The sequence below is a fragment of the Acidimicrobiales bacterium genome, assembly GCA_041394245.1.
GTDB lineage: Bacteria > Actinomycetota > Acidimicrobiia > Acidimicrobiales > Aldehydirespiratoraceae > JAJRXC01.
Genome location: JAWKIR010000002.1, coordinates 2,182,661 through 2,201,222, shown reverse-complemented (window position 1 = coordinate 2,201,222; position 18,562 = coordinate 2,182,661). Strand labels below are relative to the sequence as shown.

Sequence of the window (18,562 nt, the reverse complement as noted above, 5' to 3'; positions counted from 1 at the left end):
CTCAGTCACGTTCCTTCATGGCTTCGATGAGCCGGTCGGTGTTGGCCCGATCCTCGTAGACGAGTCGGATCAGCCAGTAGCGGAAGTAGCGGGTGAGGCTGGCCCGCACGAACAGCGCCGCCGCGCCCAGCGCGATGACGACCGCCACCAGGGCGAGGATGATCATCTCGTTCTGATCCCGCGAGTCGGACGCGCTGGTGGAGCTGAAGTAGGCGGCGAGGCCGAGCGCGATGGCGATCACGAAGAGCGCGATCGCGCCGCGAACGGCCGTGCGCTCGGGGTTGACCTTGCCGCCGGTGAGTCGCAGGTCGTCGACCTGGCTCTGGAACTCCTGCAGCCGCGGGCTGGTGTCGTCGGTCATCAATGTCCTCCAGAGTCGATGCCCAGATAGGCAGCGGTGAGTTCTTCGGCGATCTCGGCCGGCTGGCCGATACGGGTGATGCGCCCGTGCAGCATGATGGCCGCCGTGTCGGCCACGCCCAAAACGGTCTGGGCGAACTGTTCCACGATCAGGATGGAGAGTCCGCCCCGGGCCAGTTCGGCCACCTGTCCGTAGAGCTCCTCGACGATGATCGGTGCGAGTCCCATCGAGAGTTCGTCGAGCATGAGCAGTGCCGGGTCGGTCGCCATCGCCCGGGCCATGGCGAGCATCTGCTGCTCGCCGCCCGAGAGGGTCCCGGCCAGTTGCTTGCGGCGTTCACCGAGGCGGGGGAACAGCTCGTAGGCCTTGTCGGCGACCTCGCCGTAGGTCTTGCCGCTGAAGGTCATCATGCGGATGTTCTCGGAAACGGTGAGGTTCGGGAAGACGCCCCGACCTTCCGGCACGAGACACACACCGGCCCGGGCGAGCGCATCGGGCTTGGCGCCGTTGACCTCGCGGCCGGCGATGAGGAGCTGACCGCCGCTCGGATGAATCTGCCCGCTGGCGACCGCGAGCGTGGTGCTCTTGCCGGCACCGTTCGGGCCGAGCAACGCGAGCACGCTGCCGGGCTCGAGGACGAGATCGACGCCGTGGAGGACGTCGATGATGCCGTAGCCGGCCCGAATGCCGCGCAGTTCGAGGAGCGGAGTGGTCATTCGTGGGTCCCCAGATAGGCGCCGCGCACGGCCTTGTCGTTCTGGATCTCCTCGGGTGTGCCGACCGCGATGATCTGACCGAAGTCGAGGACGTGGATCCGGGTGCAGGTGGTCATGACGAAGCCCATGTCGTGTTCGACGAGAAGGACGGCGAGATCGTCCTCGGCCACGAGCTGCTTGAGGAGCTCGCCGACGGCGGAGGTCTCCTCTTCGGTGAGCCCCGACGAGGCCTCGTCGAGCAGGAGCACCCGCGGTCGGGTCGCGAGCGCCCGGGCCAGTTCGACGAGGCGGGCCGTGCCGGTCGGCAGGGTGCCGACGGTGATGTCGGCTACGTCGGTGAGTCCGACCCGGGCGAGGATCGTGTCGGTCAGCTGGGCGGGCTTGCGACTGTGCTTGCTCATCTCGGCGGCCACGAGCACATTGTCCCGGGCGCTCAGCGAGTTGAACGCCTCGAGCTTCTGGAAGGTGCGCGAGAGTCCGAGCTGGGCCCGGCGATGAACGCCGTAGCTGCGGACGCTCTTGCCGCCCAGGCGGATGTCGCCCGCGTTGGGCGCCTGGTGGCCGGTGATCACGTTGAAGAGGGTGGTCTTGCCGGCACCGTTCGGCCCGATGAGCCCGGTGATCTCGCCGGAGCGGGCGGTCACCGCGGCGCTGGTGAGCGCCTGGAGGCCGCCGAAGCGGACATCGATGTCTTCGGCGATGAGGGTCTCGTCAGCCATGCGTCGGCTCGATCGGCCGGGCGACGCCGTGGTGGTATCCGGCACCGGGTGTCACGTCGTCGACGATGCCGAGGACGGCGTCGAGGCCGACGACGGCCTCGCTCGTGAACGGCTCGGTCAGACCCAGCCCGCCGATCTCGGCTTCGCGCTTGCTCGCCTTCTCCGCCGCGAGTTCGGCGCGGGCATCGCTGCGCCAGGGGAGCAGCGGAGCAAACCCCTTGCCCATCTCGAAGATGGCACCGCGCTGGTTCACCACCATGCCGATCGCGAGCATGCCGGGGCCGAACTTGGCGAGGAAGTCCTTGAGCACCCACACGAGGAAGCCGACGTTGTCGGTCTGGTCGAGTCGTTCGGCCAGACCCTCGAACACGAACTGGAACGACAGGAACAGGCCGGCGATCGGGAACGACATGCCGGCGGCCGCCATGAGCAGCACGATCGTGAGTCCGTTGAGGAGATCGAAGTCGCGGAAGTCGACCGTCGACTTGCTGGTGGCCCACAGCACTCCCGCCATGCCGGCCATCGCCGACGATGTGGCGTAGACCACGATCTTGGTCCAGATCACGTTGACGCCCACCGTCGCCGCCGCTGCTTGGCTGTCCTGCATGGCCACCCAGCGGCGTCCGAAACGACTACGCCGGAGCACGATGAGGCCGAACATGCCGAGCGCGAACATCGTCACGAGCAGCATGAAGAAGCTGAAGCGGGAGTCGAAGTCGAGGCGGAAGAGTCCGACGTCGAGATACGGGGTCTGGAAGGTGTGGACCCGCGGAAACACCTGCGGATGGGGGAAGAGGACGCTGGAGGTGATCAGCGCGAAGGCGAGCGAGAGCAGGGCGAGATAGAGCCCGCTGAGTCTCGCCGCGAACAGCGCGACCAGGGCGCCGAGGGGCGCGCACAGCAGCCCGATCACGGGCAGCCAGATGAGGTTTCCCGTACCGGCGGTGTCGGGCATGCCGAACCACAAGCCGAGGCGCAGGAACAGGAACGCACCGAAGCCCGCGAAGGCGAGCGGGGCGAAGTTCACCTGCCCGGCCCATCCGGTGAGCGGCACGAGCGACAGCGCGATCAGGGCGAGCACCATCGCCGAGATCCCCTTGTTGAGGCTGACCGAACTCCATTCCCCCGGATCCCAGACGAGGAAGTGGAGCGCGCCGCGGGCGACAGCCCACCCCAGGAAGATGATCACGATGGCGCCGATTGCGCCCTCCCACACGTGGGTCGTGCGCTCGATGGGCCGGAGATTGTTGCTGACCCGACCCACGGACAGGCGGGCCTGGGGCAGCGCGAGCACCACGAGGAACAGCACGATCGGAGCCACGGCACGCCCGGCGAAGGGGAAATCGGCGCCGAGATCGATCCACTCCCGGTTGTAGCTCTCGAGGAGACCGATGAGGAGGCCACCCACGACCGTCAGCGGGAGGCTGCGGATCTGGCCGAAGGCGGCCGCCGAGATCGCCACGATCAGCATCAGGGAGTTGAGGTTGGTCGGATTGAACTCGACCTCGGGGGCGACGAGGATTCCGGCGAGGGCGGCCAGCGACGACCCGAGCGCCCAGGCGAAGGCCGACAGGGCGCCCGGCCGCGCGCCGTTGAGCGCGGTGAGGTCGCGATTGTCGACGACGGCGCGCATGGCGACGCCCATGCGGGTTCGGAACAGCAGGATGCGCAGGAAGACCGCGATGATCGCGGCGATCACCAGGTTCGCGAAGCGGTGCCAGGCGACTTTCTGATCGCCGATCGAGAACCCCTGACCCTCCCAGAAGAAGCTGACGCCGCGGATCTTGTCGGCCTGCCAGATCTGCCCGGTGAGGGTGAGCAGGAACACCATCAGGCCGACGGTCACCATCAGTTGCACCACGAGTGGTGCATCGCGTAGGCGACGCATCAAGATGAGGTCGATCGCCACGCCGAGGGCCGGCGCGACCACCAGCACCACGAGGAGCAACCCGAGCCATTGCGGGAGCTCGGGGCCGGTCCGGTTCTCGACGATCTCCCAGTAGACGAACGCGCTGAACACGCCGATGCCGCCGTGGGCGAAATTGAAGGTGCCGGTCGTCGTGTAGACGACGACGAGACCGGTGGCCGACAGCGCGTAGAGCGCGCCGATGGTCAGACCTACGACGGTGGCGACGACGACCTTCTCGCTCGTCACATCGGTGTCCGCCCCGTACTTCCAGATCAGCAGGATCATGGAAGCCAGGGCGGCACCGATGGCGACGAACAGCGAGGTCCGTATCGGGAGTCGCTTCACGAAATCGGGATCAGTCCATCGTGAACGCGTCGGGGTCCGCAGTCACTGCGACCGGATCGATCGAGCAGTCGAGTGTGCCTCGCTCCTCGGGATGGACACGCACGTACTCGCCGTCCTGCACCTGCAACAGTACGAAGCAGCTGCCGATGGTGTCGGTCGTGGTGAAGTCGGTTGTCGACCACCATCCGTCGGCATCGAACGTGGTGACGCTGCGGAGTTCGGTGAGGAGCGCTTCACGGGTCAGGCCGTTGAGCCCGTCTCGATCGACGACAGCGTTGACCGCCTGTTCGAAGAGCAGCCCGTCGACCCAGGCGCCGGCCGCCCAGGCGGGCGGGAAGTCGGTGCCGATGTTGTCCATGAAGATGCCGAGTTGCTCGTTGGTGTCGGCCTCCTCGAACGGGAGGAAGAAGCTCCAGATGTAGACACCCTCGGCGTCGGCGCCGCCCTCCTCGATGAACGCCGGGGTGTAGCACGACAGGGTGCAGACCCAGTTGATCGCCTCGGTGTCGAGGCCTTGGAGCGCAGCCTCACGCTTGAGCTTGAGCATCGCCTGGTCGTTGGAACCGTTGTAGACGTAGTTGGAGCCGCTGTCGCGCAGCGTCTGCACGTACGGACCGAACTCTGCCTGTGTGGCCGCCCCGGAGACACCGAAGATGCCGTCGAAGGTCACGCCGACCTCCCGCTGGGCATTGGTGAGCGGAACCGCGGAAGCGATCGTCGACGGAAGGTCGGCGGGCACGAGGAAGATGCCCTGGAAGTCGACCCCGAGGCTCTCCTGCAGGTACGAAACGGCCCCGACGGACGCGTGGTAGCTGCGCTCGCCGCCCTCGTAGGGGCACTCGGCACCCGGTCGGCTGAGGTGGAAGCTGACGCCCGAGCACTGATGGGGGACCTCGGTGGTGATGTAGGAGACGTCGGGCACGCCGGTGGGGTTGCCGGCCTGGTCGGCGCAGGTGTTGAGATCCTCGACGTCGAGGCCGAACAGCACGGTCGTGCCGACGAGGGCCAGCGCAGAATCACACGCCTTGAGGAAGCCCTCGACCGTGGTCTGGCCGTTGAGCTTCGAGTCGTGGAACTCGACCTCGACCTGACGGCAGGCGAGGCCGCCCGCGGCGTTGACCTTGTCGGCCCACGCCATCACGCCGTCGACCGAACCCTGGAAGAGACCCGGCGCGAGCGGCGAGTCGACATCGGCCATGACGATCACCTTGATGGTGTCTTCTGTCACCCCGATCTCGGTGGCTTCCAGCGCGACGCCCTCGCAGGGATCGGTCGCGCCGGCCGCGGTCGTCGTGGTGTTGTCGCCGCTGTCGCCGCTGTCGCCGCTGTCGCCGCTGTCGCCGCCGGGGGCGGCGGTCGTCGTGGTGTTGCCGTCGCCGGCATCGGCGTCGTCACGATCACTGCCGCACGCCGAGGCCATCAGGCCCAGGGCGAGGACGGCGGTCAACCATCGGAACAGGATTCTCTTCGACATGGACCCCTCCACGGGACGAACTCTGGACCGATCGATCGGCCGACGCGGACGATAGCGCCAGTGCCGGTGGTTGTGCCAAACGCCACATCGATTGCCGCCCGCCATCCATATCGACGGTGGGTCGGTGCCGCCGGTACCGTCGGGGCATGACTGAGTTGAGCCTGGGGGCCGAGTTCCCGACCGCGGATCGCGACGAGTGGCTGTCGGCCGTGGAGAAGGTGTTGCGCGGCAAGCCGTTCGATCGGGTCCTGGTCGGCGCCACGCGCGACGGGCTCGACATCCAACCGCTCTACACGGAATTCGACGGCACGAGTGCCCGGTCGGTGCCGGTCGATCCCGAACGCATCGAGCGTGGGTGGGACGTGCGCCAGGTGCACGACGGCGGCGACCCCGATGTCGCAACGGCGGTGATCGCCGAACTCGAGCGGGGCGTGACGTCGATCGAGCTGACCGCACCCGCCGGTGGATGGTCGCTCGACGCCATCCGGGCGGCCACCGACGGGGTGTTGCTCGACCTCGCCCCGATCGTGTTGGCCCCTCACGCCGACGTCGAGTCGGCCCGGGCCCTCCATGCGCTCGTCGTCGAGCGCGGCCATGCGGCGACCACCGGAAGTTGGCTCGGCCTCGACCCGATCGGCGGCGTCGCCCGCGGTGAGGAGGGCTCCGTCGAGGAGTGTGTCGCCGCCGCGGCCGAGCTCGCGCCGACGCTGCCGCGGGGCCGCACGATCACGGTCGACTCCACGCGCTACGCCGATGCGGGTGCGACCGAAGCGGAGGAACTGGGCTGGGCCATCGCGACGGCCGTCGCGTACCTGCGTGCGTTCGAACGGATCGGAACCGACCCCGGGGCGGCGGCGACCACCATCGGCTTCCGGATGAGTGCCGGCGCCGACCAGTTCATGACCATCGCCTCGCTGCGGGCCGCCCGTCGCCTGTGGGGCAGGGTGCTCGATGCCTGTGGTGTGCCTGCGGAATCGTGGGCCCACTCGATCCAGGCCGTGACCAGCCGTGCCATGTACAGCCGGCGCGACCCCTGGGTGAACATGCTCCGGGCGACCACCGCGTCGCTGGCCGCCGGGGTGGGCGGCGCCGACGCGATCACCGTGCTCCCGTTCGACGATGCGCTCGGTGTGCCCGATGCGTTCTCGCGGCGGATCGCCCGCAACACCCAGCTCCTCCTCATCGAGGAGTCACACCTCGCCACGGTGGTCGACCCGGCCGCCGGTTCGTGGTTCGTCGAGTCGCTGACCGACCGGCTCGCAGCCGCGGCCTGGGGGGTCTTCCAGGGAATCGAGGCCAAGGGGGGCATCGAGGCTGCGCTCGCCGATGGCTCGATCGCCGACGATCTCGAGGCCGCCTGGAATCGCCGTCTCGCCGAGATCGGTACGCGTCGTGCGCCGATCACCGGCGTGTCGGAGTTCCCCGACATCGACGAGACACCGGTCGTGAGATCGGCCCGTCCCGCCGCTTCCGGGTTCCCGGTCCGCCGGATGGCGGCGCCCTTCGAGGCGCTGCGCGACGCGGCCGACCGTGCCCTCGCCGCCACCGGCAGCCGCCCGTCCGTGCATCTCGCCGCCCTCGGGCCGCTCGCGACCCACACCGCCAGATCGACATGGATCACCAACTTCCTCGCCGTCGGCGGGGTTGCGGCCGTCGGTGGCGACACCGACGGATCGGCATCGCCGATCGAGGCCGAGGCGCGCTTCTCCGAAACCGGCGCGTCCGTCGCCGTGATCTGCTCCTCCGACGGGGTCTACGCCGAGCGGGCCGCGGCGACTGCGACCGCGCTCAAGGAGGCGGGCGCCAAGGTGGTGCTGGCCGGGGCGCCCGGAGATCTCCGCGACGAACTCCTGGCTGCGGGGGTCGACGAGTTCTGGCACGTCGGCGTCGACGTGCTCGACGCGCTGACGCGGCTCCACGCCGACCTCGGAATCTGACCTCCGGGTGCGCGCGGGTACCGTGGGGAGATGAGCGTGATCCCGGACTTCACGACGATCGACCTGGGCGAGCCGGTGTCGGCCGCCACCACGAGCGACGTCGTCAACGAGACCCCTGAAGGCATCGACATCCCTGCGGTCACGACCGCGGACGACATCGCCGACCTCGACTTCCTCGAGACGCTCCCCGGGTTGCCGCCGTTTCTTCGGGGCCCGTACCCGACGATGTACGTCAACCAGCCGTGGACGATCCGCCAATACGCCGGGTTCTCGACGGCCGAGGCGTCCAACGCGTTCTACCGGCGCAACCTCGCGGCCGGGCAGAAGGGTCTGTCGGTCGCGTTCGACCTCGCCACCCACCGCGGCTACGACTCCGACAATCCCCGGGTGTCGGGCGATGTCGGCATGGCCGGCGTGGCGATCGATTCGATCCTCGACATGCGCCAGCTCTTCGACGGCATCCCGCTCGACGAGATGAGTGTGTCGATGACCATGAACGGCGCGGTACTACCGGTGCTCGCGCTCTATGTCGTCGCCGCCGAGGAACAGGGCGTCAAGCCCGCACAGCTGGCCGGGACCATCCAGAACGACATCCTCAAGGAGTTCATGGTCCGCAACACCTACATCTATCCGCCCACCCCGAGCATGCGGATCATCTCCGACATCTTCGCCTTCACCAGCGAGGAGATGCCGAAGTTCAACTCGATCTCGATCTCCGGCTACCACATGCAGGAGGCCGGCGCGACCGCCGACCTCGAGCTCGCCTACACACTCGCCGACGGTGTCGAATACGTCAGGGCCGGGATCGAGGCCGGCCTCGACGTCGACGCGTTCGCCCCCCGCCTCAGCTTCTTCTGGGCGATCGGCATGGACTTCTTCATGGAGGTGGCGAAGCTGCGCGCCGCCCGCCTGCTGTGGTCGAAGCTGATGAAGCAGTTCGACCCGCAGAACCCCAAGTCGCTGTCGTTGCGGACCCACAGCCAGACCAGCGGCTGGTCGCTGACCGCGCAGGACGTCTACAACAACGTCGCCCGCACCTGCATCGAAGCCATGGCCGCCACCCAGGGCCACACGCAGTCGCTCCACACCAATGCGCTCGACGAAGCCCTGGCGCTCCCGACCGACTTCTCGGCGCGCATCGCTCGCAACACCCAGCTCTTCCTGCAACAGGAGAGTGGCACCACCCGCACGGTCGATCCGTGGGGCGGCAGCCGCCACGTCGAGCGGCTGACCAACGAACTCGCCAAGAAGGCCTGGGACCACATCTCCGAGGTGGAGGCGATGGGTGGCATGGCTGCGGCCATCGAGGCCGGCATCCCGAAGCTGCGCATCGAGGAGGCTGCGGCGCGCACGCAGGCGCGGATCGACTCCGGTCGCCAGGCGGTGATCGGCGTCAACAAGTACCGCCTCGACGAGAACGAGGACATCGACGTCCTCAAGATCGAGAACGCCGAGGTCCGTGCGGCCCAGATCGCCAAGCTCGAACAGCTCCGGGCCGAACGCGACAACGACGCCGTCGAGTCCGCGCTCGCCGCGCTGACCGAGGCCGCGGCCAATGGCACGGGCAACCTGCTCGCCCTCGCGATCGATGCCGCTCGCGAGAAGGCCAGCGTGGGCGAGATCAGCGACGCGCTCGAGAAGGTCTACGGTCGTCACGTCGCGACGATTCGAACGATCGAAGGGGTGTACCGAAGCGAAGTGGGAGCCGACGCCGATTCCGTGACCGCCGTGCGCGACAAGGTCGATGCGTTCGCCGAGGCGAACGGTCGTCGCCCGCGCATTCTCATCGCCAAGATGGGCCAGGACGGCCACGACCGAGGCCAGAAGGTGATCGCCACCGCGTTCGCCGACCTCGGCTTCGATGTCGACATCGGACCGCTGTTCCAGACCCCGGCCGAAGTCGCCCGTCAGGCGGTCGAGGCCGACGTCCACGTGGTCGGCGCGTCGTCGCTCGCCGCCGGTCACCTGACGCTCGTACCGGAGTTGCGCGACGAGTTGGCGAAGCTCGGGCGCGGCGACATCAAGATCACGGTCGGCGGTGTGATCCCGCCCGACGACGTTCCCACCCTGCTCGACATGGGAGCGGTCGCCGTCTACCCGCCCGGCACCGTCATCGCCGACGCAGCACTCGAGTTGCTGGATCTGCTGTGAGACGGCCGGCGGCGCTGGTCATGGGAGCGGCGATGCTCGTCGTCGCCTCGGTGGCTCCGGTGTCGGCCCAGACCGACGACATCACCGTCACTCCCGCCGTCGACCTGCTCGACGGCCAGACGGTCGATGTGTCGGCCACCACCACGGGCTCCGACTACGCGACATTGGCCCTCTGCCCGGCCGATGCGGCACCGACGGTCGGGGCCGACGCCACCGACCTCGTGTCGCTCCGCAACGTCTGCACCGGCCTCGTGTGCTTCCACGACGGCGACATGGACCTCGCTTCACGGATCCTCGCCACCGGCTGCCCGCTCGCCGTGCAGCCCCGGCCCATCGCGGTCGTGTCGACATCGGTGGCGCTTCCCCGGTGGACCGGTGACGGCACCGACTGTGCGATCGCCGACTGTGTCGTCGTGTTCAACACGTGGAGCTTCGATTCTGCGCAGGGCGCCGTGTCCGCTCCCGTGCGCTTCGACGAGACGGTGACGGGGTCCACCACGACCACCTCCGTCTCACCGGCCACCACGACCACGATCGAACTCTCCGCGCCGTCTGCGTCGTCGACGGTTCCGCCGACCACCGTCGCCACCCAGGTCCTCGGCACGCAGGAGACGAACGACGGGCAATTGGCCGTCACCGGTTTCGGTGCCGGGGTCCTGGTCGCTCTCGCGATCGGGTTCGTCATGGTGGGTGGCGTCGCCGTCGCCGGCTCGCGCCGGCACCTGCTCAGTCGTCGGCCTCGCTGACGCTGCGCCACAGCGCGGCATCGATCGACCGGGTGGCCCCCTCGAGTTCCGCGACGCGGGCGGTCGCCTCACGCGCTCGGGTCAGCGCGTCGGCGTATTGGCGCCGTGCCGCGATCGCAGCCGTCTCCACGGCCTCCAGCGCCGCGACCTCAGCCGACTTCGTCTGCCCGTCGGCCGACCGGTCGGCCGACATCCGCATCGCCTCTGCTTCGACCAGCAGGCGCGCGGCCTCGGCGTCGAGGTCGGCCGCCCGTCTCGTGGCGGCAGCAGCGCGGTCGCGGGCCTCGGCGAGCTGGGCGACGATCCCTTCGTCGGGTTCGGAGATCAGCTCGACGTCCTCGGCGACATGGACGAGGAAGGTTGCCCCGAGTCGACCGACGAGCTCGGTGACCTCGGTGTCGGCCGGACCGAGGGGGTGGCCCTGCCGGAGACGAAGGGGGACGAACGCCAGATGGGCCGCCTCGAGTGCTCGGAGCCCGGCACCGAGATCCTCGGCGGTTCGTTCGATCGAACAGTCGATACGGGCCTCGTCGAGCAGGATGCGGATGCGGTCGGCTTCTCCGGGAGAGTCGGGAACGAGCACCTTCAACGACGCGCCGGTCCAGTCGGGGTGTCGGGTGGTCAGCCACGCGAGCAGCGTCATGATCGAACCCGAGTGGTCGTCGGTCCACAGCACGGCGATCGACCGCTGATCGGAGGGGACACTGCCGAGCTGTTTCCAGGCGTTCGTCTCGCAGGCCGCGATCACGACGTTGGCGCCGAGTCGCGTGCTCTGCAACAGCGCCTCGCGTTGTGGCGCGCCGTCGAGCGCGAGTCGGGCCTCGAGATCGGCCCAGCCATGGACGGCGAGGTTCGTGCGGAGATCGCCGAACCCGTGCATCTGGACGGCTGCGGCGGTGGCACTTCCCAGATCGGGAGCGGCGACGACGCGACCGAACACACCCGGATGGCGGGTGCTGATCTCCCGCTGGAGCTCACGCTCGATCATCGCCGCGTGCTGGCGTACCCGGGCACCGGATCCCTCCACCATTCGAATCGCAGTCGTGTAACCGACCCCGCCCTCGAGCCATTCGGCCATGATGATCAGCCGGGTACGGCGAGTCGCGTCGCGGGGTACGAACACCAGCGAACACGGTCGCCAGTCACGGCCGTCGCTCGGTTGGGCGGCTGCCGCCCGGAGGTGGCGCCGGGCCTCGGTGGCGTAGTGGGCCCGCGAGCTGTCGGACCACCGGGCGGCGCGTGCGGTGCGCTGCAGCCCTGCGAAGATCGCGGCGAGCAGCAGTCCGGCCACCAGCCCGGCGAGTGGGTCGATCGCGACGATCACGCCGGCACAGACGATCGTCCCGAGCAGGCTCAGTCGGGCATCGAACAACCGGAAGCGAGGACGAAACGACGTGCTCGCCGCCCGAGCCTCGTAGAACGTGGCGTAGTTGATGAGGCCGTAGGAGACGAGGAAGAACATCGAGATGATCGGGGCCACGACGTTGAGGTCGCCCGCCGCGATCGTGATCAGGGCGATGCACGCAGTGAGCGTGGTCGCCCGGCGGGGATTGTCCTGGGCGCCGGCACCCTGACCGAAGAGCTCGAGGCGCGGGATGAGCTTGTCGTTGGCCAGTCGCTGCAGGGTCCGCGGGGCGCCGAGGATCGAGGCGATCGCCGACGACAGGGTCGCCGCGATCACCCCGGCGTCGATCATCCAACTGATCGCCGACGCGTTCTTCATCACGTTGGGATCGGTGCGCAGGTCGGCGGTGTCGAACCGACCGGCCAGCGTGATGATGACCAGCAGATAGACGAGCGTCGACAGACCCACGGCGGCGAAGGTGCCCACCGCGATGCTGCGGCCGGCGTTGCGGAGATCGCCCGACATCGCCACTCCCTGGGTGAAGCCGGTGATCGCCGGGAAGAAGATCGCGAACACGAGCCAGAAGTCGTCGGCGCCGACGGGTGCCGACGCGTTGTCGCCGATCTGCGCGGCGTCGATGTCGGGGACGATGCCGAGGAAGTAGCTACCGAGTGCGAGGACGAGCAGCACCATCACCACGTACTGGAGGCGGGTGGCGATGTCGGCGCCGAGCCACCCGAGACCGAGGAGCGCCAGCACCGTCAGGGCGGCGATCGGCTGGGCCCAGTCGGCCGGGTCCTCTCCGATCATGGATGCCACGGCTTCGCCGAAACCGATCGCGTAGAAGGCGACCGACACCGACATTGCCCCGTAGAGCACGATCCCGATCGCGCCGCCGAAGGCGGGCCCGAGGGTTCGGGAGATCAGGAAGTAGACGCCCCCGCCCCGGACCTTCATGTTGGTCGCCATCGCGGCGAGCGAGATCGACGTGAGCACGGAGACCGAGGTCGCCATGACGAGGATCAGCAGCGACCCGATGAGACCGACGTTGCCGACGACATAGCCGAGCCGCAGGAAGAGTACGAGGCCCAGGATCGTGAGCAGGCTGGGCGTGAAGACCCCACCGAACGTACCGAGCGTCCCCGCCGAGGGGGCGCTGTTCGACCTCGGTCGTGGCGTGTTCATGAGCCGGCCTCGCCGAGCACCTCGATCAGGGCAGCTCGATCTGGGCCCGCGTGAGTGCAGTGACGTGGGGGCGGATGTGGTCATCGAGGACCCGGACGTGCTCGGGATGACCCGAGTAGGTCTGGTAGTCGGCGACGGTCGCGAAGTCACCCGACACGACGACCGTCGCCGTCCCCTCGGTGAGCCCGAGGTCGCGTCCGACCGTGTAGGCCTGGATCTCGGGGATGAGTGAGGGCAGTTCGCGGAGTTCGTCGATGACCCGTCGGATCTGCGCGTCGTCGCTGCCGTCGAACGTGAGAAGGACCGTGTGGCGGATCATCGGCGTCGCTAGACCCAGTCGCGATCGGCCGGCGGTGCCACCATGTCCGCACTCGGCACCCAGGTCGACTGCTTCATCGTCAGCCGGAGGTGGCTCTCGGAGTACATGTCCTCCTCGTAGGAGAACTTCCCGTTCCCGGCGTACTCCAGGTACGACATCCCGAAGTTGTCGATCGGGGAGCCGTCGGCCAGTTCGCCGGGAAGCCGGTTGCTCCACCGCAGGAACACACGATCGCCGTCGATCGCCTCCCAGAAGTGGGGGAAGTCCCAGGTGTCGAGGCCGGCCATCGAGTTGTCGAGGAACTCCACGAGCGCGTCGACGCCCTCGTGTCGGCCCCACACCGAATCGACGAACACGGCGTCGTCGGTGAAGACCTCCTTGAGGTCGCTCCAGGGGATCTCGCCGGCGATCGCCGCTCGGCGCAGATCCAGGTAGCGCTGAATCGTTGCTTCGATCTCTGCTCGTTCATGGGCCATGGCCAGAAGGTAACGTCGGCGGCGATGTCAGCGGAAATGCTCGGGGCCGATCCCGACGACGACGAGGCGCTCGCCGCGGGAGTGTTGGCCGGCGACCGCACCGCGATCGGGCGGGCGATCACGCTCGTCGAGTCGACTCGAGCCGACCACCGGGCCCGCGCCGGTGCGCTCCTGGCGACCCTGCTCCCGCACACCGGCAACGCCGACCGGGTCGGCATCACGGGTGTCCCCGGCGTCGGGAAGTCGACCTTCATCGAGTCACTCGGCACATCGCTGACCGCGGCCGATCACAAGGTCGCAGTGCTCGCGGTCGATCCCTCGAGTTCGCGTACCGGCGGATCGATTCTCGGCGACAAGACCCGGATGTCCCGGCTCGCCGTCGACGATCGGGCGTTCATCCGACCGTCGCCGTCGGCGGGAACGCTGGGCGGCGTGGCCCGGGCGACCCGCGAGTCGATGCTCGTGCTCGAGGCGGCCGGTCACGACATCGTGATCGTGGAGACGGTCGGGGTCGGGCAGTCCGAGACGGTCGTGCACGGCATGGTCGACATCTTCGTCGTACTGATGCTCTCCGGTGCCGGTGACGAGCTCCAGGGCATCAAGAAGGGCGTGCTCGAGCTCGCCGACCTGCTCGCCGTCAACAAGGCCGACGGCGACAACGCCCAGCGGGCTGCGTTGGCCGCCGGGGACTATCGCCGTGCCCTGCATCTCCTCCAGCCGGCCAGCGAGAACTGGACTCCACCGGTCCTCACCTGCTCGGGCCTCACGGGCGAGGGGCTCGACGAGATCTGGGAACAGATCGAGTTGCACCGCCGCAAGCTCGAAGCGTCCGGGGAGCGCGCCGCCCGGCGCCGCGCCCAGCAGCTCGAATGGATGAACGCGATGCTCGTCGACCAGCTGGTCGCCCGGTTCGAGGCCGATCCCGACATCGTCGAGCGCCGCCGGGTCGTGGAGGCCGCCGTGCTGGCCGGCGACATGACCCCGTCGATGGCGGTCGAGATCCTCCTGGCCGACTGACCGGTTTCAGGCGCGCGCGGCGATGTAGCGCCCGACCGGGCGAAAGCGGATCGGCGCCTCGTCGTACTCCTCGAGCGCGTGGGCGACCCAGCCCGCGGTGCGGGCGATGGCGAAGATCACCTCGCCGGCATCGGGTCCCATGGCGGCGACATAGGTCATCGCTCCGAGGGCCAGGTCGACGTTGGGTGCCGCCGGGATGCGGTCGCTGGTGAGGGCGATCACCGAGGCGACGACGTCCATCCGTGCGTCGTCGACGGGATGGTCGGCGAGCACGTCGAACAAGATGTCGTGGCGGGGATCGCAGGTCCGGTGGATGAAATGGCCGATGCCGGGGACCTTGCCATCGCGCCGCATGACCTCGGCGATCGCGGCCTCGGCTCCGTGGTTCGCCGCATCCTCGAACATCAGATGGACGGTTCGGCTCGCCGCGCCGTGGAGCGGACCGGCGAGCGGACCGAGCCCGGCCAGGAGCACGGCGTGCGGCGCGGCGCGCGTGGAAGCCGCGAGCCGCGCCGCGAGCGTCGACGTGGCCATGCCGTGGTCGGCCAGGACGACGAGCGCTGTTTCGAGAAGCGGCCAGTGGTGCGGGGCCGTGGCGGTGAGCCGGACCCAGAGCCGCTCGGCGATCCGGTCGGCATCGACGTCGGCGTCGGTGCGGGTCGGCAGCGAGTCGACGATCGCCCGGATGAGTTGTCGGGCGGTGCGGGTGGCTCCCTGCGTGGAGCGGTCGTCACGGAAGGGATCGGCGGCGCCGGCGGCGACAACCCCGGCCATCATGCGGTCGGTCGGTGTCGCGTGGCGCGGCAATGCCTTGCCCGCCCGCCGTACCGCGGCCTCGACGGTGCGGTGCGAGGTCCACGCGTCGGCCGGTGCGACGGTCCCGTTCCACAGTAGTTCGGCAACGGTTTCGTAGGAGTGGCTGGCCTCGACCAGCGCCGCCAACGGATGGCCGCGGTACTCGACCCGGCCGTCGGTGACCTCGGTGACCCCCGACGCGATCGGGACTTCGAGACGACCGGGGCGGTCGTCGGCCTTGCGGCGTCGGAAGCGGTCGATCTCGGCCGGGTCGAACGTGGAGGACTTGCCGTCGAGATGGCGTTGGGAGTGCAGGAGGCCTCGGCTCACATAGGCGTAGATGGTCTCGCGCTTCACCCCCAGACGCGCGGCCGCCTCGGCCGCACCGATCCGGTCGTTTTCACTCATGTGATGTCGCCCTCGCGCATGTGGTGGTGCCGTGAATGTTGATGCAATCAATGTTGATGCAATCAATGTTGTCAATGTATCGAGGATGCCGCAACGTGGAGGCATGCACACGTCACCCGAGAATGCCGAACAACTCATCGCACCGCCCGGTCTCAAGGGTCTGGCCGTCGCCGACACCGAGCTGGGCGATGTCCGTGGCCAGGAGGGCTTCTTCCACTACCGCCAGTACGACGCCGCCGAGCTGGCCCGCAACAACACGCTCGAAGAGGTGTGGACCCTGCAACTGCGCGGTGCGCTGCCGCCGGCAGCCCCCGTCGTGGAGGCCGGCGCGCATCGCGGCCTCCCGACCGTCGTGGGGGAGCTGGTCGATGCCACCGCCGAACGGGTCGGCGACCCGATGGTGACGTTGCGGGTCGGGCTGCTGGCGCTCGGCGACCATGAGGGCCGCGGCTCGATGCTGGACCGCTCGATCGAGGAGATCCACGACGATGCCCGCCGACTCGTCGCCGTCGTGCCGACGATTCTCGCCCGGCACCATCGGGTGCGCCAGGGTGATGCGCCCGTCGAGCCCGACCCGACGAGCGGGCACGCTGCCGACTACCTCCGGATGGCGACCGGTCGACGGCCCGACCCCGCGGCGGCCCGGGCCGTCGAGCAGTACCTCGTCGCAACGGTCGATCACGGCTTCAACGCCTCGACCTTCACGGGTCGCGTGGTCGCGAGCACCGGTGCGGACATGGCCGGGGCGCTCGTCGCCGCAGTCGGCGCGTTGACCGGTCCGTTGCACGGTGGGGCACCGAGTCGTTGCATCCAGATGATCGACGAGATCGGCACTCCCGAGTGCGCCGCGGACTGGGTCCGTGCCGAGCTCGACGCCGGGGGGAAGATCATGGGATTCGGACACGCGGTCTATCGGGCCGAGGACCCCCGCGGCGTCGTGCTGCGCGAAGCGGCCGAACGACTCGGCGGCGAGCTGGTCACTCGCGCCGCAGGCATCGAAGAGGAGATCCTCGGCGTTCTCGCCGAGTGGAAGCCCGATCAGCGCATCGTCACGAATGTGGAGTTCTGGGCGTCGGTCGTGTTGGAGCTCGCCGGCCTTCCCCGGGCGATGTTCACGCCGACGTTCTCGGTCAGTCGCTCGATCGGGTGGTCCGCGCACGTGATCGAGCAGCACGGCGTGGGCAAGATCGTGCGCCCGAGCGCCCGCTACATCGGGCCTGCGCCAGAGGTCGGCGTTTCGGCCTGACTTCCCCGCCCGTCTCCGGCGACCTAGGGTTACCTTCCAGGGAAGACTTCTGAGGAGTGGTTTGCATGACCGCGGTTGAGAACACAGGTTTCGAGGGAATCGATCTCTGGGACATGGACGCGTTCCAGCGTCAGGAACATCACGCGATGCTCGAACAGTTGCGCGAGACCGACCCGGGCATCCACTGGATCGACGAGGGCGACATGGGCCCGGGGTTCTGGGCCATCACCCGGCTCGAGCACCTGAAGGAGATCAATCGCCAGGCCGACATCTTCTCGTCCAACAAGGGCGGGACCCAGATGCAGGAGCGGGCCCGCGCCGACGTGATGGACGACTTCCAGAACGACTCGCTGATGCTGTCGATGGATCCGCCGAAGCACACCCGCTACCGGCGGATCGTCAGCCGCGGCTTCACCCCGCGGATGATCAATCTGCTCGAGGACTACCTCCACAACCGAACCCAGATGATCATCGACCGGGTGTGCGAGCGCGGTTCGGCCGAGTTCGTCACCGAGCTGTCCGCCGAGCTGCCGCTGCAGGCCATCGCCGAGATGGTCGGCATCCCCTTCGAGGATCGCAAGAAGATCTTCGACTGGACGAACTCGATGATCGGCGCCGACGACCCCGACTTCGCGAAGAGCGAAGAATTCGTGATGGCCGCGTTCGCCGAGCTCTTCGCCTACTCCAACGCCTTGCAGACGGAGCGTCGCGGCAAGCCCGCCGACGACATCATCACCACCCTGCTGTCGGCCGATGTCGACGGGGAAGCGCTCGACGAGGTCGAGTTCGACATGTTCTTCCTGCTGCTGTGCGTGGCCGGCAACGAGACCACCCGCAACTCGATCACCCGGGGGATGCACGGGTTCTTCGAGTTCCCCGACCAGTGGGAGCTCTACAAGAGCGACCCCGACAAGTACGCCGACACGATGGTCGACGAGGTCGTGCGCTGGGCCACGCCGGTGCTCAACTTCCGCCGTCAGGCCATGCGTGACTACGAGATCGGCGGGGTGAAGATCAAGGAGGACGACAAGGTCGTGATGTGGCACATCGCCGCCAATCGCGATCCCCGTGCCTTCGACGACCCGTGGACGTTCGACATCACGCGGAGCCCCAACGACCATGTCGGTTTCGGCGGCGGCGGCCCCCACTTCTGCCTGGGCTCGAATCTCGCGAAGATGGAGATCCGGCTGATGTTCAAGGGCATCGCCGAGCGTCTTCCCGACATCCACCTCGCCGGTGATGTCGCGTACCTCCGGTCGAACTTCATCGGTGGCGTCAAGAGCATGCCGGTCGAGTTCACCCCGAGCCCGTCGACCAACACCATGCCGCTCGATCGGCTCGGTTCGGCGGCCGGCGCGTCGGGTACCGACGGCTACGGCGGCGCGGTCGAGCGCGAGGGCTAGCGTCCGCCCC

The 18,562-nt window shown here is 68.5% G+C and carries 15 protein-coding genes; 6 read left to right on the top strand and 9 right to left on the bottom strand.

What is annotated here, in order from left to right:
• Position 1: 1 nt before the first annotated feature.
• Genes R2707_10950 through R2707_10930 form a run of 5 tightly spaced genes read right to left on the bottom strand, consistent with a single transcriptional unit; the run spans position 2 to position 5,524 of the window.
• Complete coding sequence (locus R2707_10950) at positions 2 to 361, bottom strand: hypothetical protein (protein ID MEZ5245607.1); 360 nt, start codon at positions 359 to 361, stop codon at positions 2 to 4.
• Positions 361 to 1,077 (bottom strand): ABC transporter ATP-binding protein, encoded by a 717-nt coding sequence (locus tag R2707_10945; protein MEZ5245606.1) that lies wholly within the window; start codon positions 1,075 to 1,077, stop codon positions 361 to 363. The genes R2707_10950 and R2707_10945 overlap by 1 nt, the downstream gene beginning before the upstream one ends.
• On the bottom strand, positions 1,074 to 1,796 hold the full coding sequence (locus tag R2707_10940; protein MEZ5245605.1) for an ABC transporter ATP-binding protein: 723 nt from the start codon (positions 1,794 to 1,796) through the stop codon (positions 1,074 to 1,076). The genes R2707_10945 and R2707_10940 overlap by 4 nt, the downstream gene beginning before the upstream one ends.
• Positions 1,789 to 4,050: an ABC transporter permease gene (locus R2707_10935; protein MEZ5245604.1), complete on the bottom strand. Its 2,262-nt coding sequence runs from the start codon at positions 4,048 to 4,050 to the stop codon at positions 1,789 to 1,791. The genes R2707_10940 and R2707_10935 overlap by 8 nt, the downstream gene beginning before the upstream one ends.
• A gap of 10 nt (positions 4,051 to 4,060) precedes the next feature.
• Positions 4,061 to 5,524: an ABC transporter substrate-binding protein gene (locus tag R2707_10930; GenBank protein ID MEZ5245603.1), complete on the bottom strand. Its 1,464-nt coding sequence runs from the start codon at positions 5,522 to 5,524 to the stop codon at positions 4,061 to 4,063.
• A 146-nt stretch (positions 5,525 to 5,670) separates the two neighbouring features.
• Here R2707_10930 and R2707_10925 point away from each other — a divergent pair, with 146 nt between their 5' ends.
• The 3 genes from R2707_10925 to R2707_10915 are packed head-to-tail and all read left to right on the top strand — an operon-like array spanning position 5,671 to position 10,358.
• Positions 5,671 to 7,461 carry a methylmalonyl-CoA mutase family protein gene (locus R2707_10925; GenBank protein MEZ5245602.1) on the top strand — a complete coding sequence of 597 codons (1,791 nt, stop codon included), beginning with the start codon at positions 5,671 to 5,673 and terminating at the stop codon, positions 7,459 to 7,461.
• Positions 7,462 to 7,491: 30 nt separating this feature from the next.
• Positions 7,492 to 9,612 carry a methylmalonyl-CoA mutase gene (gene scpA / locus R2707_10920; GenBank protein MEZ5245601.1) on the top strand — a complete coding sequence of 707 codons (2,121 nt, stop codon included), beginning with the start codon at positions 7,492 to 7,494 and terminating at the stop codon, positions 9,610 to 9,612.
• Positions 9,609 to 10,358: a hypothetical protein gene (locus tag R2707_10915; protein MEZ5245600.1), complete on the top strand. Its 750-nt coding sequence runs from the start codon at positions 9,609 to 9,611 to the stop codon at positions 10,356 to 10,358. The genes scpA and R2707_10915 overlap by 4 nt, the downstream gene beginning before the upstream one ends.
• Here R2707_10915 and R2707_10910 read toward each other — a convergent pair.
• From R2707_10910 to R2707_10900, 3 genes are read right to left on the bottom strand one after another with little or no spacing between them, the layout of a single operon-like run.
• Complete coding sequence (locus R2707_10910) at positions 10,339 to 12,888, bottom strand: amino acid permease (protein ID MEZ5245599.1); 2,550 nt, start codon at positions 12,886 to 12,888, stop codon at positions 10,339 to 10,341. The two genes, R2707_10915 and R2707_10910, sit on opposite strands and share 20 nt — an antisense overlap.
• A gap of 25 nt (positions 12,889 to 12,913) precedes the next feature.
• Entirely contained in the window at positions 12,914 to 13,207 is a 294-nt protein-coding gene (locus R2707_10905) for a Dabb family protein (GenBank protein ID MEZ5245598.1), read from the bottom strand.
• A gap of 8 nt (positions 13,208 to 13,215) precedes the next feature.
• The gene (locus R2707_10900; protein ID MEZ5245597.1) at positions 13,216 to 13,683 is read right to left on the bottom strand and encodes a nuclear transport factor 2 family protein; all 468 of its coding nucleotides are present in this window, start codon (positions 13,681 to 13,683) and stop codon (positions 13,216 to 13,218) included.
• 24 nt (positions 13,684 to 13,707) lie between these two features.
• Between R2707_10900 and meaB the strand changes: the two genes are divergently transcribed.
• Positions 13,708 to 14,700 carry a methylmalonyl Co-A mutase-associated GTPase MeaB gene (meaB, locus tag R2707_10895; protein MEZ5245596.1) on the top strand — a complete coding sequence of 331 codons (993 nt, stop codon included), beginning with the start codon at positions 13,708 to 13,710 and terminating at the stop codon, positions 14,698 to 14,700.
• Positions 14,701 to 14,706: 6 nt separating this feature from the next.
• Here the strand turns inward: meaB and R2707_10890 are convergent, their stop codons facing one another.
• Positions 14,707 to 15,903, bottom strand: a complete 1,197-nt coding sequence (locus tag R2707_10890) for a citrate/2-methylcitrate synthase (protein ID MEZ5245595.1) — start codon at positions 15,901 to 15,903, stop codon at positions 14,707 to 14,709.
• 103 nt (positions 15,904 to 16,006) lie between these two features.
• Between R2707_10890 and R2707_10885 the strand changes: the two genes are divergently transcribed.
• Both R2707_10885 and R2707_10880 read left to right on the top strand, forming a co-directional pair.
• The gene (locus R2707_10885; protein ID MEZ5245594.1) at positions 16,007 to 17,149 is read left to right on the top strand and encodes a citrate synthase; all 1,143 of its coding nucleotides are present in this window, start codon (positions 16,007 to 16,009) and stop codon (positions 17,147 to 17,149) included.
• A 65-nt stretch (positions 17,150 to 17,214) separates the two neighbouring features.
• Positions 17,215 to 18,552 (top strand): cytochrome P450, encoded by a 1,338-nt coding sequence (locus R2707_10880; protein MEZ5245593.1) that lies wholly within the window; start codon positions 17,215 to 17,217, stop codon positions 18,550 to 18,552.
• Positions 18,553 to 18,562: the final 10 nt, after the last annotated feature.

What these genes read in the sequence shown, in the direction of transcription:
- R2707_10950 (MEZ5245607.1), bottom strand. Translation starts at nt 361, where the DNA reads ATGACCGACGACACCAGCCCGCGGCTGCAGGAGTTCCAGAGCCAGGTC.
- R2707_10945 (MEZ5245606.1), bottom strand. Translation starts at nt 1,077, where the DNA reads ATGACCACTCCGCTCCTCGAACTGCGCGGCATTCGGGCCGGCTACGGC.
- R2707_10940 (MEZ5245605.1), bottom strand. Translation starts at nt 1,796, where the DNA reads ATGGCTGACGAGACCCTCATCGCCGAAGACATCGATGTCCGCTTCGGC.
- R2707_10930 (MEZ5245603.1), bottom strand. Translation starts at nt 5,524, where the DNA reads ATGTCGAAGAGAATCCTGTTCCGATGGTTGACCGCCGTCCTCGCCCTG.
- R2707_10925 (MEZ5245602.1), top strand. Translation starts at nt 5,671, where the DNA reads ATGACTGAGTTGAGCCTGGGGGCCGAGTTCCCGACCGCGGATCGCGAC.
- scpA (MEZ5245601.1), top strand. Translation starts at nt 7,492, where the DNA reads ATGAGCGTGATCCCGGACTTCACGACGATCGACCTGGGCGAGCCGGTG.
- R2707_10910 (MEZ5245599.1), bottom strand. Translation starts at nt 12,888, where the DNA reads ATGAACACGCCACGACCGAGGTCGAACAGCGCCCCCTCGGCGGGGACG.
- R2707_10905 (MEZ5245598.1), bottom strand. Translation starts at nt 13,207, where the DNA reads ATGATCCGCCACACGGTCCTTCTCACGTTCGACGGCAGCGACGACGCG.
- R2707_10900 (MEZ5245597.1), bottom strand. Translation starts at nt 13,683, where the DNA reads ATGGCCCATGAACGAGCAGAGATCGAAGCAACGATTCAGCGCTACCTG.
- meaB (MEZ5245596.1), top strand. Translation starts at nt 13,708, where the DNA reads ATGTCAGCGGAAATGCTCGGGGCCGATCCCGACGACGACGAGGCGCTC.
- R2707_10890 (MEZ5245595.1), bottom strand. Translation starts at nt 15,903, where the DNA reads ATGAGTGAAAACGACCGGATCGGTGCGGCCGAGGCGGCCGCGCGTCTG.
- R2707_10885 (MEZ5245594.1), top strand. Translation starts at nt 16,007, where the DNA reads ATGCACACGTCACCCGAGAATGCCGAACAACTCATCGCACCGCCCGGT.
- R2707_10880 (MEZ5245593.1), top strand. Translation starts at nt 17,215, where the DNA reads ATGACCGCGGTTGAGAACACAGGTTTCGAGGGAATCGATCTCTGGGAC.